Here is a 16,601-nt window from a genome sequence, read left to right as displayed (position 1 = left end):
TATTTATAAGGGTTCTAATGTCTTCGACAAATCAATAGTTATAAGCTCAATAGCTTCTGGTCGGTATTCGCTCTCATAAATAGCAGTCATACCATTTTCATCTGTATAACCTTGAACTAATAATTCTCCTGATTCTTTACTATAGAGTTCATACAACATATTTGAAAGCAATTCCTCAGAATCCTCATCTATAATCTTGAACTGAATTTTATGTATTTCTTCCAGCGTATCTTCAACGAGGTTACTTGTAATAGATGTAGTTTTTGTAGACAGAGAAGAAACTGAGTTAGCTCCACTACTGGCACCAATGACATGGACTTGCTTAGGCATCAAAGTAGCCCCACAAGTAAACTTATCACCGACATAAGCCACTGCTTTACCATCAAAAATCACATGGTCATTACTCTTTATCAAAGTGGACCAAGTTTTACATTTTGGACAAGCAAAACCATCACCAGCACGAAGAAATAGATTTCCCATTTGTGAGCTACGTGACTGAGTTGAAATTACTATCCCACCATGGTCAGTGGTTGAACCATGAATACCAAAACCTTTAGACATTTTTTAAATCTCCACGATTAGGACTCATAAACCCTTCTGGGATAATTGCGTCATGATATAAGCGTAAAACATGGGATGTGATCGGACTATCGATAATTTCATCACCATTTTCTAGTGGCGACCCAACGAGTGCTGCGGATCGATCATGAACAATGATAGCATTACCAGCGCCAGAGATAATTTTCGCAGTTGAACCATCAGCATATATGGCTTCATCACCAACTAAAGCTAAAGAAATACCTTTGACTTTATACGTGTCGGTAGAGGCTCTTATCAAGCCACCATCACGAGTTTTAGCTCCATTAAATGCAATATAGAATTTGGTATAAGGTTTATGATTCCAATAGAGTTGTTCTGCGTGGTTAATCTTTTGAATATCGTCTTGAGAAAGTTTTTTTAGCTGCTCTTCTGGCAGTTCATGTAAAAAAATAGGGCTAGTCATGCTAGATCCAGTGCATATTAATAAATGAATAGTAACAAAAGAAAAAGTGAAGAAAAATTTAAAAATGTAATCAGACACTATTGTTTAAAATTTCATCAAATATTAGATCTATTTAACATAATACATATTATGCAAAAAATGATATACACCATTGAAATATAAAAATTTATTTAAAGTTTAATAGCCCAAACATCTCTGTTTAGGCTATTTTTATTAAATCTTACCGTTTCACACTTATTCTTTAATTATTGTTTTAAAAATTAAGTAGGCGTTCTTAATCATTCCCCGTCTAAAAAAACGTTTTAAGAAGAAACTCCGATCACTCTACCGTCTCATTGGTCACACGTAAAACTTCTTCCAAAGTGGTTTTACCCAGTAAAACTTTACGTAGTCCATCATCTCGAATTGAGCCAGATTGTTTTCTGACGTAATTTTCCAATTCAAACTCAGCAGCATTACCATGAATCAAACGGCGCATTTGATCATCGACAGGTGCAATCTCATAAATAGCAGTTCGACCACTAAAACCCGTATGCGAACAGTGCTCACACCCTTTCGGTTGAGGAAGTTTAATAGCAGTTTCTTGACTTACATGTTTAAAAAAATCTTGTTCAAAATGATCTGCCTCTCTCCAAGTATGGCAGTGTGAACATAAGGTTCGTACAAGTCTTTGCGCAATCACACCAATTAAAGAGCTGGCCAAAAGAAAAGGTTCTATCCCCATGTCTTTCAATCGAGTTACGGCGCCTATGGCCGTATTGGTATGTAGTGTAGACAATACCAAGTGACCCGTTAATGAGGCCTGAACTGCAATTTCTGCTGTTTCTAAATCACGAATCTCACCGACCATGACCACATCCGGATCTTGTCGAAGCATGGCTTTTAATGCACGTGCAAACGTCATATCCACTTTGGTATTGACCTGAGTCTGACCAATCCCTTCGAGTTGATACTCAATTGGATCTTCAGCTGTAAGAATATTCTTTGAGCCATCATTTAAGTCAGACAATGCTGCATAGAGTGTCGTAGTTTTACCCGAACCTGTCGGCCCAGTAACCAAGATAATTCCATGCGGTCGATGAACCAATTGTGTCAAACGATCGTAATCTGTTTGAATTAAACCCAAATGAACCATATTGAGACGACCGGCTTGCTTATCAAGCAAACGCATCACGACACGCTCACCATGTGATGATGGCAAAGTTGAAACACGGACATCTACTTCACGTCCTGCAAGACGCAATGAAATACGACCATCTTGCGGAATACGTTTTTCAGCAATATCTAATTTTGCCATGACTTTAATACGCGATACCAATAGTGGTGCAAGCTCACGACGAGGCTGTACAATTTCACGTAACTGTCCATCAACTCTTAAACGGACAGAGAGCTTTTTTTCAAAGGCTTCAATATGAATATCGGAAGCGCCGACTCGGATTGCTTCAGATAATAGGGCATTGATCAATCTTACAATCGGCGCATCATCTTCTTGATCCATCAAATCTTCAGTTTCAGGCACTTGATCTGCAAGACTAAGTAAATCTGGATGATCCTCAAGTCCTGCTGCGACTTGTTGCGATTCTCCAGTTTCCCCTGCATAACTTGAACTCAGGAGTTGATTAAAATCTTTTTCAGTGCTTAATTGATATTGTGCTATACGCCCGACGTAGCGACGAGCTTCTTGTAACGCAATTAAGGAAGCATCTTGACGTCGGACAATAAAAACCTGATCCCCTTCATAACGTAAAAGGACACCGTGCTTTTTTGCAAAACTATAGGGTATTTGTAATTGTTTAAGTACTTGCATTACAGCTTATAATGATGATTAGAATTAAAATGAGTGTACTCTAAGCAAATGACAGCGTGAAGTCTGTTTTTCATGAAATTGTTTAATGGGTACGTAGAATTGCTTCAAAGGAATTTTCAGTGTCAGAAATCGAAAGTTTAAAATGGTGGGGCGAACAAAAATTTGAGTTAAATCAGTCTAAAGCATGGCAGTTTGGCTCATTGTTATTCAGGCTTACACGTGGCATACAAGAGTGGCGTTTGGAATATCATCGTCCTCAGGTGCAATATGATTATGAACAATCATGGCACTTCATTGAGGATGACAGCTTCCGTTTTCCCCAACCCATTCACGTTGAACGCTATATGTTTCGTGAAACGACACCGACCATACAACTCTTGCCACGTTTGGCTGATCGCTCTGTCGTCATCCGTCCAATTGACCCGATCTATATACCCGCGGGCCAACGAGGCACCTTATATATCAGCACGCCACTTTGGATTTCAGGATATATCATTGGTCAAAAAAGTCCTTTATTTGATATTCCTATAATTCACCCGAAAGACACTTGGTTTGGTCCAGACCATCAAAGTGGAGAAATGTGCTATGCCACGTCTGTTGATGGTCGTACTGAGTTAAAGCAGCTCCGACCTCGTGCTTTTCGTGCGGTAACCCCTATAGACTTTCACAATGTGAGCAGTCATCAGCTTCGATTTGACCGCATGAATGTGCCTGTCCCCGCTTTACCTTTATTTTATAGTGAAAGTACAACACGTCTTTGGACATCACAAATTAAAGTTATCCACGAAGGGATGGATCGACCTGTACGCATTCGGATTGAAAATCGCACGCCACCATTGGCGGGTGAAGTCACTTATGTCAATCCAGCCCGATCACCAGGCAGTGCTTTATTCAATATGTTTGATTCATTCTTTTAAGAGGGCGATATGGCAGATAGTCTCACCAAAACCGTTGCTGATAGCCTTAAAAATCTTTTTACCAACATCGACACAGATCGTCTGACTGAAATTCTGATCGCTGTGGTGCTGTCTTTTATTGGCTTTCTTTTTGCGCGTATTGTATCGAATACCTTTATACGCACCGTTGGAAGTAAGTTTAATGCACATCAACGATTGGTGTGGCGACGCGGTATTTTTTATTTTATTTTTTTGATTTTCGTTATGGCGAGTCTCAAAGAAGCTGGATTTAAGCTCAGCGTTTTCTTAGGTGCTGCAGGTATTCTTACCGTTGCCTTAGGTTTTGCATCACAAACCTCTGCAACAAACTTGATCAGTGGTTTATTCTTGATTGGTGAGGGCTCATTTGAAATTGGAGATACCATTCAAATTACGCTCATTCGTGGTCATACGATTGAGGGTGAAGTGATTTCGATTGATTTACTTTCCGTGAAATTACTGACTCAAGACAACGTCTATGTGCGTTTACCCAACGAGCAGCTCATTCGCGCACCCGTACAGAACTTATCAAAGTTCCCCATACGACGTATTCCCATCACGCTGGCCATTAATTTCCATGAAGATATTATTAAAGTGCGTGAAGTACTGTTAGGCGTTGCAAATAATTATCCATTGGTACTTTCAGATCCAAAACCTGCTGTAACGGTCACTGCATTTCGTGAATCCTCCATTGAGCTTTTGTTTGCTGTTTGGTGCCAACAAGAGAATTTCCTTAAAGTTCGTGATGAAATGCAGGAAAGAGTTCGAAATGGATTTGTCGATAATCATATTGAAATTCCTGTGCCTAAAATGGGCTTTGTCGATCGCCCTTCACAACAAGCGCTCAGCAATGAAGAAATTGACAACTACGCCAATGCACAAGAATTAAAACGTGAACCGAAAATTTAAGGATTAATGAAAATAACTATGCTGGCGTAACGTTGAGATGAGTTGTTTATTCTAAAGATAGACCTCAATCTCAACTTTTTCACTACAGTCACTGAATGACATGATTTATTTTAATGATTCAACTTAATAGACTACTTTCACAAGTCATTTTGACACAATAAGCTCATGATCAGTACGCCTTCATTCCAGCCTTCTTCCAAAGGGAGAAGGCATTTTTATATATCCATTTATTGCTGCTCAATGATTTTAATTGATTCTAGACATCTAATGATCCAATGCTTTTTCTGTCTCTGGCATCGGCGCAATATACGCAATTATTAACATGACAAAACCAGCACCTAAAAATGAAATAACACGCGTCAAGGTTCCCACATGGGATAAATCAAGTAAGACCAGTTTGAGCGTCACAATCAATAAGATACTCGCCCCCAAAATCCACATAGAACGAATACGTTTACGCGTCGCAAAACTCATAGTGAAAAATGCCAAACTCACCCAAAGCAACGTTAAACTCAGTTGGACTAAAGCATTTTCCCAAATGAGCAAATCGTTATACGGCGTTGCAAAATAAATATGCAAGCTACGCAAAATGATGTAGCTACTCAGCCACAACAAACTCAACACCATTAGAATAGCGACTATACTTCGGTCTAGACCAGTTTTAAGTTGAACAGACAACATCGCAATAAAGAGCATCAGCATCGCCAAGCTCACCAAATCAAATGGATTGAGCACGGGTAATAAATAGCCTTGAAAAGCTTGCATGGAAAAGAGTTGCGAACAAATCATCCAAATCACCATCAAACCAATCGTACTTTTGGATTGCCACAACAATGCCGATGCTTGATGCGTTGAATAAAATCGAGACCAGATACAGAGCAACAGCGGTAAAATAACCACACTGATATAAGGCATATTGGGTAATAAGGTCAGACTGGTTAAACCCAGTGAGATAAAGATACCCAAACTGATCCATTCTCGTTCTGAAGATTCGCCCAACACAGGTCTCAACCACAATACAGTTAAGACCAGTCCCGATATGGCAAATATAATTCGTTCAGATATTGAATCCCATTGCAAAACACCCTGCCCCACATGCGTCAACACAATCGAAAATGCAAAAAAAATCAGTGGAATTAAACCAAACCATTTAGGTAATAACCAAGTCCACTTAGCATTTCGAGCAAGAAGCACCTCATTGATCGTGAAGTAAGTCAGGCTCAACAACAATAGACTCAATACGGACTGCAATACACCATCAAACAGGTCTAACCCTAAGATGATGAGTATGGTACTGGCAGAGATACTTAAAGCACTCAGAAATATCACACTCGGCAATGGCAACTGTCTACGAAAGTCTGCGTGAGCATTCGCAATCACCACTACAAGCAAGTAGCTTAAGCTGAGTATCCAATACATGGTACTTGGAAATACAGCCGACTCAACCAAATAGTAAGTACTGGATAAACCCGCCACAATGAGTAAGCCCATTGCCAGATAACGACTGATATTTGAACGTTTATAGAGTGCAAAAATGAAAATCAAGACGCCTTCAACGGCCCAACCCGTGACGCTCCACTCTTCAGAAAGTAAAATTGGTGGAATGAGTGCCAGAAATATTAAGCTTAGACTAAGATAACTTTGCGAAATTAAAGCAATAGACTGATTCCGTTTTGCAAGCTGATACAACACAGCAAAAACAACAGCAAAGCCCAAACTCATACCTGCTTGCCAAGCGGTATCTTCAAAATACATCAGATAAATAAACAGATAACCCACGATAGGCGCACTAAAAATCAAGGCAACATCGAGAACAGGTTTTAAACCCAATTGAGCGACATCTTTTTTTGCCAATAACTGACTAAAACGAAAGCCTAACCAGATAAAAATAGCCGTATGCTCAAGCAGCAAAACAGTCAAGGTTTTCTGTTCTTGTACATAGCCATAAATAAATGCATAGGCTCCACCAATCAAAGTCGTGGCTAAAAATGCAATTTGATTAAGCATTTTCCAAGGTCGCAATGTACTTAAAATCGCGATAGCTACATTAATCACCAAATAATAAGCGATCAACTCAACAGCTGTGGCATCACGTACTGGAAGCGTAAAAGGAGCAATATAGGCAATCAGCATTGCCATTAATGCCAGCTCAACACTTTGCTGGCGTAAACTCAATAGCAACGTTCCAGACATAATCACGGCATAACATAATGCTGCCACAGCTAAACTCGGGATTACCTGATTGTAATAGCCAAAAAATAAGGTAAGGAATAATCCAGCCAAACCCAAACCTTCAAGCGCCAAAGCAAAACTTCTATTCTTGTTTTGAAAAGTCATTCCAAACACAGTTGTGACAAAGCTAAGCAATGCAACGATCGCCAACTTCAGCGATAGACTCAATTGCCAGTGCTCTGTCGCAAAACGCAATAATAAAATTACGCCAATCACCAAGACAATTATGGCGACTTTTAAAACAGGATTACCATAAAAAATCCATGATTTGATTTGATCAATAAAATTTAGTTCAGATTTTTCAGAGACAGGATCCGCGGCCATAATGGGTAAATTCGTCAAATTTTCATTGTTTGACACAATTCCATGAGTATTGATTATATTTTGATTGATTTGAATCTGATTTAAATTTCGTTCTAGTTTCTGAAGCCAGCGTAAAAAAAAGAAAATCCAACTTGAAGCCGCCAAACCCACCAAGACGTACCAGCCCAGTATGCTTCCAATCACAGCAATCACAGAGGATAGATAGAGGGGCACTTTTGAAGTGGGCTCAAATACCGATTGAGATTTCGCTGCAATGTCATGCACTGGTTTTTCAATTGCATCAACGTATTGCATCACACTCAAAACAAATGCGATCGCACACAGAAACGTCAAAATCGGAAGTTTTAAAAACCACGCTCCCACTGCAGCAATGATTAAAACCATCAACCAAATCATTCGAATTTCACTGTGTTGTTTCAGCATATTTTATTTCTCTTTCCCTGAAAGATGATCATACAGCAGCACTTCAGCTTGTTCTGCTTAATTCATCAGATATTCGGTAAGCGTAAGCCATATCTAGAGTCAGCGTAATGAGCAAAAATCACGTACAATAATCGAGTTATTTGGATAAGGAAAGTTTCAATGCCACCATTTGTCTTGGTCGATGGGTCATATTTTTTATTTCGTGCGTATCATGCACTCCCACCGTTAACCACTTCAACAGGTTTACAGACCAACGCTATTCGTGGCGCAATTTCTGCAATCCAAAAACTGATGCGTCGTGTACAACCTACACATATGGCCGTGATTTTTGATACACCAGAACCCACTTTCCGTCATGAGTTATCACCTATTTATAAAGGTGATCGTCCAAGCATGCCCGATGAGTTATCTCAACAAATTCCATATTTACACAACCTGATTCGTGCTTTAGGCATTCCATTGCATGTGCTTCCGGGTGCAGAAGCGGATGATATTATTGGCACTTTAGCAAAACGCGCTGAAAAAGAAGGCTATCAAGTCCTCATCTCTACGGGTGATAAAGACATGGCTCAATTGGTCACCGATAAAGTGACCCTTGAAGACAGCTTTAAAGATAAACCGATGGATGTAAATGGTGTCTTTGAAAAATTTGGCGTTTGGCCCAATCAAATTATCGATTACTTAACCCTAATGGGCGATGCTTCTGATGGCATTATGGGTGTGCCCGGTGTCGGTGCAAAAACTGCAGCAAAATTACTGACTGAATACGGTTCAATTGGTGGCATTTTAGAAAATGTCGATAAAATCAAAGGGAAAGTCGGTCAAAATATCAAAGACAGCGTTGAAGGGATTACGCTAGATCATCAATTGGCAAGTATTGTCTGTGATTTAGAATTAAACCTGACCTATGAAGATTTGAGAGTCGTTGATCCGAATGTTAATGAACTGCGTCGTCTATACACTGAACTAGAGTTTCGTAATCAATTACAGTCTTTAGATCATCCCAATAATCCGAACAATAGCGCCTATAAACAAAGTGCCAAAGTCATTGAAAAATCAGCTGCACCTCAAGACTCTAATGCTAACGCAATTGAAGATCAAGCAACGCAAACCAGCATAGATGATCAATTGGGAGAAGCCTCATACCATACTGTACTGACGCTATCAGATTGGGAAACATTCTTTAAACGTTTCAGTACTGAAACTTGCTTTGCATTTGATACTGAAACCACCAGTTTAGATTATCGTGTCGCAGAAATGGTCGGTTTTTCAGTCGCTTTTGATGCAAAAGATGCCTATTACATCCCATTGGCACATGATTATGAAGGTGCGCCTGAACAACTCAATCGTGATGACGTAATTGCACAAATCAAACCGATTCTTGAAAATCCTGAAGTGAAGAAAATTGGCCATCATTTAAAATATGATGCACATATTTTAGAAAATCATGGCATTCATTTACAAGGCTGGTACTTCGATACCATGCTCGCCTCTTATGTCTTGAACGCAGTCGCAACCCGTCATGGAATGGATGATGTTGCTCGTGTTTATTTAAGCCACCTGACCACGACCTATGAACAAGTGGCAGGTAAAGGTGCGAAACAAAAAACGTTCAATCAAATTGAGATTGAAACTGCAGCACACTATGCTGCTGAAGATGCGCATGTTACTTATCGTTTGTATGAGGTTTTGCATCGCAAACTTAAAGAAACTCCGCCTTTACTGGATATTTTACAAAACATAGAAGTACCGACAGCGACTGTTTTAACCTCGATGGAAGAAAATGGCATTGCGTTGGATCTCACCTTTCTGGATCAATTGGGCTGTGAATTTGCAGACACCATTCAGAATCTTGAAAATCAGATCATTGAAATCGCAGGTCAACCTTTTAATGTCAGCTCACCAAAACAAGTCGGTGAAATCCTTTTTGATAAATTGGGTTTAAAAGGTGGGAAAAAAACCGCCACTGGACAGTACAGCACCAGCGAAAGTATTTTAGAAAAAATTGATCATCCAATTGCAGAGTTAATTTTAGAATATCGTGGACTGTCAAAACTCAAAAGTACCTATACCGATGGTTTACTTAAGCAAGCCAATGACGGTTCTCATCGAGTACATACCAGTTATCATCAAGCACTCACCGCAACAGGTCGTTTATCATCAACTGATCCAAACCTACAAAATATTCCTGTACGTGAGGAAATCGGTCGTCAAATTCGCAAAGCATTTGTTGCGCCAGAAGGACGTGTGTTACTAGCAGCCGATTATTCACAAATTGAATTGCGTTTAATGGCGCATTTCTCTCAGGATGAAGCCTTGGTTGATGCCTTTCATCACGGTCAGGACGTCCATCGTCGTACAGCCGCTGAAGTATTGAATGTACCTTTAGAAGACATCACCAACGATCAGCGTCGTCAAGCCAAAGCGGTTAACTTCGGTCTACTTTATGGGATGTCTGAATTTGGTTTGATTCGTCAGCTTGGTTTTAGTCGTGAAGAATCACAAAATTATATTAAGCAATATTTCCATCGTTACCCTGGCATTTATGAGTATATGCAGCGCACTCGTCAAGTGGCATTAGAACAAGGCTTTGTGGAAACTATTTTAGGTCGTCGTTTATATACGCCTGAAATTGGCGCACGCAATATGATGATTCGTAAAGCTGCAGAACGTGCTGCAATTAATGCTCCTCTGCAAGGTTCCGCTGCTGAAATCATTAAACTTGCAATGATTGCCGTTGATAAAATCTTACCTAAAAACCAAGCAAAGTTACTCTTACAAGTACACGATGAATTGGTATTTGAAGTCGATGCGGATATCGCAGATGAATTGGCAGTGAAAATTGCTGAAGCGATGCAAAATGTGGTGCAAATATCCGTCCCGTTACTGGTAGAAGTCGGCAAAGGACAAAATTGGGATGAGGCACATTAAGCGCTGAAACAGCTTCTGATCGAAAGGTGAAGGTAGATGATTTTTGATTTTTTTTAATTTCTAGAATTTTTAATATCTTGAATTTTTAATATCTTGAAGCATCCACTCAACACCTTCCTAAAACTACAGCACATAAAAAAGGACTCACTCGAGTCCTTTTTTATAACTTCAAAATTTTAGCCTATTGATCTCAACATAATTTCAGCAATATAAAGTGTCAGGAACGCTAAAATAGGTGATAAATCGATCATGCCCATATTCGGCATAATTTTACGGAACGGCGCCAGCATCGGCTCAGCAAGCTCTTGAATTGCCTCGATATAAGGCGAACGAGATTGCGAAAACATTACGATCCAGCTACAAATAATATAGCCAAACAACAGGTATTTCAAAATCGAAATCAATGCCTGTAACATCGCCAATACTGTAGATGCAATGAAGTACAACGCATCACCCGTAGGTTGAGCATTTAAATACTTCAATCCGAATACTTTCAAAAAATAGAGCAGTATCACCAACACCAAAGCGGCGAGATTGACTCGTCCGTTAGCGATGGTAGGCAAAATCCGTCCAAAAACATCCACAATTTTAGTGGCTTTGGTCGTAGACAGCACGACAGGATTATAAGGATTCACGCCCGCCAACTGCATTAAGAAACGGAAGAAAACCAATAAAATTGCAACATTAATGATAATGTCAAAAAATAGCGCAGAACTCGCACCCATACTTCAACTTTCCTAATAGATTTGATTATTTAGCACTTTCACTTAATTCTTGCGCTAACTCTTGGCTACGCTTTTGCGCAGCAGCCAAAGCCGCTTGAATATTTTGCGAAATTTGAGCGCGGTCAAACACTTCTAATGCTGCCTGAGTTGTACCATTTGGAGACGTTACATTTTTACGTAACTCTGCTGGCGTATTGGAACTGGTGATTGCCATTTGAGCTGCGCCGAGTGCAGTTTGCAAAGTTAATGCAGTTGCGACTTTTTCATCTAAACCTAAGTTCTTACCTGCACGTATCATACTTTCCATCATATAGAAAAAGTAAGCAGGTCCCGAACCAGAAACAGCAGTAACAGCATCAATTTCTGCTTCTGAGTTTACCCAAATGGTTAAACCTGTAGCAGCTAATATTTGGCTTGCCAATTCACGTTTAGATTGATCAACGATATCATTTGCATATAAACCATGAGCACCAGTTTGAACCAGTGCAGGCGTATTGGGCATCACTCGAACAACAAGCGAGCTACCAGACAGTTTCGATATCGTTTCAATTTCAGCACCAGCTACAATCGAAACAATCAACTTACCTTCAAATAATCCGTGTAATGGCGATAATACTGCTGCTAACATCTGCGGTTTTACAGCCAAGACAACCACATCTGCATGAACAATTGCCGCACGATTATCTTCAGTGACTTGCACATCTTTTTCTTGTAATAATTCTCTTACTGCTTCAACTGGATCTGCAACAGTAATTCGAGTCGTCGGTAAGCCACGGCTGATTAATCCACCGATCAAGGCCTGAGCCATATTACCACCACCGATGAAACATATATTACAATTTAAAGCAGCATTCATGAATCAAACTCAACTCTACATTTCTTATAACGAAGAAATTAACTTCGGTTGCCAACCACCTACTGTGCAGTAATCGGTCTGAGCCAACCAAAACCCGTGTGGCGTAAATACGCCAAGCATAACATTATCTATGCTCAATATTTGAATTGTATGACGCAGCCACGGAAAAATTTGTGCATCTTGAATGGCTTTTTTGAGCGGCCAAGCACCCACACGACCATACAAATGAATTTTTTCGCCGCCTCTACGATGCGTCAATGTAAATTCTTGTTCGAGTAAATCGATACTTAAACCTAAAGTATCACGTTGAATTTCAAACACACCAGAAGGCAATTCAAGCTGCTGATGAAGTCTCAAACCAATAGAGCGCTCTGTAGCATCAAGCGTTTGCTCTGCTGAATATACAGCTTTAGTTAAACGATATAAGGTCTTTTGGTAACGAACATAATAATGTTGATTCCAATGCAATGCAGCCTTTGCATCTGCCTTGGCATGAATGACTTCATCTTGAAGTCTTTGCACCATATTAAATGCAGGTCTATACGTACTTTCTCCACGCATCCAAGAAGAAAGTACTTGTCGCTGTCTCGCTTGAGACAATTGACTGAGTTGAACTAAATCAATTTGATTGGCATCACCACATAACAATAAATCTTGTTGCAGAATTTCCGATAAAACTTCATCAGCATCTTGCATTAAGTAAGCAGTTCGACTGATGGATTGCTGCATTTTTGGAAAGCGGCTTTGCAAAATATGCCAAAGCTCATGTCGGCACCATGCTCGATCATAATAGGTATCTAAATTGGTTGGATCTTCAACATAGGGGAGTTGTAATTGATCAACCCATTGGCAAATTTGCTCACGCGATAAATCTAATAAAGGTCGCCAAATACAAAAATCTTCACGTTCATCCACAACTTTCATGGCAGATAAGCCCTGCACCCCTGCTCCAGAAAGAAGTCTAAGCATGAGTGTTTCAGCTTGATCTTGTTGATGATGTGCTAACAGCAAAATTTCATTTTTTTGGATATGACGTTTAAACGCATCATAACGCGCTTCACGCGCTTGATTTTCTACATTGCCCTGTAGAACCTCAACATCCTGTATAACAATGGAAATATTTTTTTGATGACAATAGCTTTGAATAAATTCAGCCCAATCGCTACTCACCCGCTGCAGTTGATGATTGACATACATTGCTCGGATACGATCAGGATAAATTTCAGACAGCAAAAAAAGCAACAGCATGGAATCCATGCCGCCGCTACATCCGATTAAGAATGTGGTTTGATCACTAAATTGTGAGCTTTGTTTTAAGAAGCTAGACCTGAATTGTTGCTGCCAAACTTCATTAAACGTTGGTAACGCGCTTCGCATCGCTCGCTCGCATCCATTGGAGTTAATTCATCAAGAGCTTGCTGTAAAACAACTTTAAGCTTTTCCATAACTTCAGCTGGCTGTAAATGTGCACCTTCGCCTTCATCTACAACATATTCAACAATACCCAAAGCCGTTAACTTGTCTGCAGTTAAGGCCAAAGCTTCACTCGCTTGTTCCGCTTTTTCAGCAGTTTTCCACAAAATTGATGCACAACCTTCTGGTGAAATAACTGAATAAATACTGTGAGATAGCATGATTACGCGATCCGCCACACCAATACCCAGTGCTCCACCTGAACCGCCTTCACCTAAAACTGTTGCTATAACAGGCACTTTCAAAGAAGAAAGTTGCGCCAAACTGGTTGCAATCGCTTCGGCTTGACCACGTTCTTCCGCACCTACACCTGGATATGCGCCCATTGTGTCAATAAAGGTGAATACTGGAAGATTAAAACGCTCCGCCATATCCAATAGACGTTGTGATTTACGATAGCCTTCTGGATTACTCATGCCGAAATTATATTGCAATTTCTCACGTGTACTACGACCACGATGCTGACCTACGATCATCACCGCTTGTCCGTTGAATCGTGCTAAACCACCGACCATGGCACCATCATCACCATAGAGACGGTCGCCATGTAATGCATCAAATTCAGTAAAAATTTCACCTACATAGTCCAAAAATTGTGGACGTTCTGGATGACGAGCAATTTGAACCGTTTTCCATGCTTTAGACTGAGCAGCTTTATTTTTCATAAGTCAATGAATATCCCTAAATTAACCCACATTTAGTGAATTGATAAAATACTGGTTATCGAAAATCAATTAATCGATAAATAGTTCTGATTGAATATTCAATTCAATATCCCAATGTCTAAATTGCACCTGCTCATCATGCAAGTCTGCAACCAACAAAGGCCATTGCTTGGCATCACCAGAAACTTTAAGTTGCCATTGTTGCTCATCTACAACCGTTAATTCAATGGCAGGAAGCATCTCGTCACTGCGACTGTGATTTAATAAAATTGCTAAACGAAGCAACAAACATAGATAAACTAACTTGCTTCCACCGACCTTAAAAACGTCATTTTTAGCTTCTGAACGCAATTTTCGACGATGATGAGCGACCAAATGTGACAAATAATTCTGATCAATTTGAGAGAAGCCTGCTATATCTGAGTGCTGTAATAGATAAGCACCATGACGATGATAACCACCATGACTAATCGCCAAACCTATTTCATGAAGATAGGCCGCTCGGCGTAACAGATCACTGTCATCACTATTCAATTGTAGAGAAAGCGATACACCATTAAACAATTGCTGTGCTGTATCGACCACACGCTCCGCTTGTTTCTGATCTGCCCCATAACGCCCCATTAACGCTTGAACACTTCGATCACGAACATCTTCATGTTGAAAGCGCCCCAAAAGGTCGTACATCACGCCTTCTCTTAAAGCACCATCTGAATAAACCAATTTATCAATGTTTAATACATCGAATACCGCATGCAATATGGCGATACCCGCAGGAAGCACAGCTCGACGATCTTCTTTTAAACCATCAAACTCTACTTCAGAGATGTGTTTATATTTGAGTAGTTTTTCTTTTAACTTGTCTAAACCTTCGCGAGTAAGATTTTCTTTATCATCGCTCCAGCCCATATTGACTGCAATTTGGCGACACGCTTTAATCGTCCCACTTGAACCAACCACCGTTTCCCAACCAGCAGCCTTATACGTATTGGCAATACCTGACAACTCTTTTCGAGCAGCGACGATGGCTTTATCCATACTTTTTTGATTGATTTCACCTTCACTAAAGTAGGCTTTGGTATAAGCCACACATCCCATTTGCACTGACTCAGTGTGAATAGGCTCAAACTCTTCACCGATGATCAATTCAGTCGAACCGCCGCCAATATCAATGACTAAGCGACGACCGCTATTTTCCATGCTGTGAGAAACACCTAAATAAATGAGACGTGCTTCTTCACGACCCGCAATGATTTCAATCGGTTTTGGTAAAATAAGAGCAGCTTTCTGAATGAATTCGTGTCCGTTTTTGGCTTGACGCAATGCATTGGTCGCCACAATACGTAAACGATTGGATTGAACTGAGCTCAAACGCCCGACAAACCGAGCCAGACAAGCTAAGCCACGCTGTTGAGCAGCTTCTGTTAAATTTTTATTCTCATCTAGTCCTGCAGCCAATTGTACTTTTTCAGACATTGAAGCGACTTTCTTTACTTCACCATGATCAACACGAGCAATTGCTAAATGGAAACTGTTGGAACCCATATCGATGGCTGCAAGTAATTCTTCATCAATTAAAAAATCAGACATTATTTAGACAAGTATATCCAGAATTCTGCCTAGATTAATTCACATACCTGTAATTTAAAAGCCATTTGTGCAGGGAATTTGATGATCTGCTATTTTTTTAACATATATGACAGTTGTATTACACCGATCATCAATATCGCCAGCATCAATTGGACATTCGCTCAATAAACACGGAAAATTATAACAATCCCCCTACTTTGTTAAAGATGTCTATGTAATACTTATATTATAGATAGACCATCTTTAAAAACATTTGGAGCAACGTTTATGTCTGCTAATATTGTAAACACAACTGATGCTAACTTTGAAGCTGACGTAATTAATTCTGACACACCGGTACTTGTTGATTTTTGGGCAGGATGGTGTGCGCCTTGTAAAGCAATTGCACCTGTGCTTGAAGTACTTGCAACTGAATATGAAGGTAAAGTGAAAATTGTTAAAGTGGACGTGACTGCTTGTGAAGCAACTGCCGTAAACTATAACATTCGTAACATTCCTGCACTATTGATGTTTAAAAACGGTGAAGTGGTTGGTCAACAAGTAGGTGCTGCACCTAAGTCTAAGTTAGCTGCATTCATTGAAGAAAACATTTAACTCATTGTTTAATGATTAGATGCTTAAGCGCCATGTTTTCATGGCGCTTTTTTCATCCTTAAATTGACAATGCAAGCAATCTGACTTATATTGCTTGCTCAAGGAACACTTGGACATCTTCTCCACGTTTCTTA

General features: G+C 39.9%; 13 protein-coding genes. 4 read left to right on the top strand and 9 right to left on the bottom strand.

Going from position 1 to position 16,601, the window contains the following annotated elements; genetic code table 11:
• Positions 1 to 3: 3 nt before the first annotated feature.
• The 3 genes from V5M36_RS02975 to gspE form a co-directional block, all read right to left on the bottom strand.
• Positions 4 to 561 carry a PAAR domain-containing protein gene (locus tag V5M36_RS02975; protein WP_338561873.1) on the bottom strand — a complete coding sequence of 186 codons (558 nt, stop codon included), beginning with the start codon at positions 559 to 561 and terminating at the stop codon, positions 4 to 6.
• Positions 554 to 1,003 carry a PAAR domain-containing protein gene (locus V5M36_RS02970; RefSeq protein WP_338561871.1) on the bottom strand — a complete coding sequence of 150 codons (450 nt, stop codon included), beginning with the start codon at positions 1,001 to 1,003 and terminating at the stop codon, positions 554 to 556. The genes V5M36_RS02975 and V5M36_RS02970 overlap by 8 nt, the downstream gene beginning before the upstream one ends.
• Before the next feature lie 319 nt (positions 1,004 to 1,322).
• Positions 1,323 to 2,810, bottom strand: a complete 1,488-nt coding sequence (gene gspE / locus V5M36_RS02965) for a type II secretion system ATPase GspE (protein ID WP_338561869.1) — start codon at positions 2,808 to 2,810, stop codon at positions 1,323 to 1,325.
• Positions 2,811 to 2,929: 119 nt separating this feature from the next.
• On the opposite strand from gspE, the gene V5M36_RS02960 reads away from it, so the two are divergent.
• Together V5M36_RS02960 and V5M36_RS02955 are read left to right on the top strand one after the other, a co-directional pair.
• A complete protein-coding gene (locus V5M36_RS02960) occupies positions 2,930 to 3,727 on the top strand; it encodes a hypothetical protein (protein ID WP_445206303.1) in 798 nt (265 codons plus the stop codon).
• Positions 3,728 to 3,736: 9 nt separating this feature from the next.
• A complete protein-coding gene (locus V5M36_RS02955) occupies positions 3,737 to 4,654 on the top strand; it encodes a mechanosensitive ion channel family protein (RefSeq protein WP_338561867.1) in 918 nt (305 codons plus the stop codon).
• 264 nt (positions 4,655 to 4,918) lie between these two features.
• On the opposite strand, the gene V5M36_RS02950 is transcribed toward V5M36_RS02955, so the two are convergent.
• Positions 4,919 to 7,633 (bottom strand): DUF2339 domain-containing protein, encoded by a 2,715-nt coding sequence (locus V5M36_RS02950; protein ID WP_338561865.1) that lies wholly within the window; start codon positions 7,631 to 7,633, stop codon positions 4,919 to 4,921.
• 159 nt (positions 7,634 to 7,792) lie between these two features.
• Between V5M36_RS02950 and polA the strand changes: the two genes are divergently transcribed.
• Positions 7,793 to 10,564 carry a DNA polymerase I gene (gene polA, locus V5M36_RS02945; protein ID WP_338561863.1) on the top strand — a complete coding sequence of 924 codons (2,772 nt, stop codon included), beginning with the start codon at positions 7,793 to 7,795 and terminating at the stop codon, positions 10,562 to 10,564.
• Positions 10,565 to 10,740: 176 nt separating this feature from the next.
• Here the strand turns inward: polA and V5M36_RS02940 are convergent, their stop codons facing one another.
• From V5M36_RS02940 to ppx, 5 genes are all read right to left on the bottom strand, one after another.
• Complete coding sequence (locus V5M36_RS02940; protein WP_338561861.1) at positions 10,741 to 11,289, bottom strand: YggT family protein; 549 nt, start codon at positions 11,287 to 11,289, stop codon at positions 10,741 to 10,743.
• Positions 11,290 to 11,314: 25 nt separating this feature from the next.
• Positions 11,315 to 12,145 carry a pyrroline-5-carboxylate reductase gene (proC, locus tag V5M36_RS02935; RefSeq protein WP_338561859.1) on the bottom strand — a complete coding sequence of 277 codons (831 nt, stop codon included), beginning with the start codon at positions 12,143 to 12,145 and terminating at the stop codon, positions 11,315 to 11,317.
• A gap of 24 nt (positions 12,146 to 12,169) precedes the next feature.
• Positions 12,170 to 13,522 carry a tRNA lysidine(34) synthetase TilS gene (gene tilS / locus V5M36_RS02930; RefSeq protein WP_338561856.1) on the bottom strand — a complete coding sequence of 451 codons (1,353 nt, stop codon included), beginning with the start codon at positions 13,520 to 13,522 and terminating at the stop codon, positions 12,170 to 12,172.
• Positions 13,459 to 14,283, bottom strand: a complete 825-nt coding sequence (locus tag V5M36_RS02925; protein ID WP_338561853.1) for an acetyl-CoA carboxylase carboxyltransferase subunit alpha — start codon at positions 14,281 to 14,283, stop codon at positions 13,459 to 13,461. Before V5M36_RS02925 ends, tilS begins: the two co-directional genes overlap by 64 nt.
• Before the next feature lie 69 nt (positions 14,284 to 14,352).
• Positions 14,353 to 15,873, bottom strand: a complete 1,521-nt coding sequence (ppx, locus tag V5M36_RS02920; RefSeq protein ID WP_338561850.1) for an exopolyphosphatase — start codon at positions 15,871 to 15,873, stop codon at positions 14,353 to 14,355.
• A gap of 267 nt (positions 15,874 to 16,140) precedes the next feature.
• On the opposite strand from ppx, the gene trxA reads away from it, so the two are divergent.
• The gene (gene trxA / locus V5M36_RS02915; RefSeq protein WP_338561848.1) at positions 16,141 to 16,467 is read left to right on the top strand and encodes a thioredoxin; all 327 of its coding nucleotides are present in this window, start codon (positions 16,141 to 16,143) and stop codon (positions 16,465 to 16,467) included.
• Positions 16,468 to 16,601 lie beyond the last annotated feature (134 nt).

It is taken from the genome of Acinetobacter sp. KS-LM10 (assembly GCF_036896575.1).
GTDB classification, from domain to species: domain Bacteria; phylum Pseudomonadota; class Gammaproteobacteria; order Pseudomonadales; family Moraxellaceae; genus Acinetobacter; species Acinetobacter avistercoris.
Note: the sequence above shows the minus strand (reverse complement) of the source record. Positions and strands in the feature narration are given on the sequence as shown.

Bases quoted from the DNA above. Each gene is read 5' to 3' on its own strand.
- V5M36_RS02950 (WP_338561865.1), bottom strand. From the start codon at position 7,633: ATGCTGAAACAACACAGTGAAATTCGAATGATTTGGTTGATGGTTTTA.
- V5M36_RS02970 (WP_338561871.1), bottom strand. From the start codon at position 1,003: ATGACTAGCCCTATTTTTTTACATGAACTGCCAGAAGAGCAGCTAAAA.
- V5M36_RS02975 (WP_338561873.1), bottom strand. From the start codon at position 561: ATGTCTAAAGGTTTTGGTATTCATGGTTCAACCACTGACCATGGTGGG.
- tilS (WP_338561856.1), bottom strand. From the start codon at position 13,522: ATGCGAAGCGCGTTACCAACGTTTAATGAAGTTTGGCAGCAACAATTC.
- polA (WP_338561863.1), top strand. From the start codon at position 7,793: ATGCCACCATTTGTCTTGGTCGATGGGTCATATTTTTTATTTCGTGCG.
- gspE (WP_338561869.1), bottom strand. From the start codon at position 2,810: ATGCAAGTACTTAAACAATTACAAATACCCTATAGTTTTGCAAAAAAG.
- V5M36_RS02925 (WP_338561853.1), bottom strand. From the start codon at position 14,283: ATGAAAAATAAAGCTGCTCAGTCTAAAGCATGGAAAACGGTTCAAATT.
- ppx (WP_338561850.1), bottom strand. From the start codon at position 15,873: ATGTCTGATTTTTTAATTGATGAAGAATTACTTGCAGCCATCGATATG.
- trxA (WP_338561848.1), top strand. From the start codon at position 16,141: ATGTCTGCTAATATTGTAAACACAACTGATGCTAACTTTGAAGCTGAC.
- proC (WP_338561859.1), bottom strand. From the start codon at position 12,145: ATGAATGCTGCTTTAAATTGTAATATATGTTTCATCGGTGGTGGTAAT.
- V5M36_RS02955 (WP_338561867.1), top strand. From the start codon at position 3,737: ATGGCAGATAGTCTCACCAAAACCGTTGCTGATAGCCTTAAAAATCTT.
- V5M36_RS02940 (WP_338561861.1), bottom strand. From the start codon at position 11,289: ATGGGTGCGAGTTCTGCGCTATTTTTTGACATTATCATTAATGTTGCA.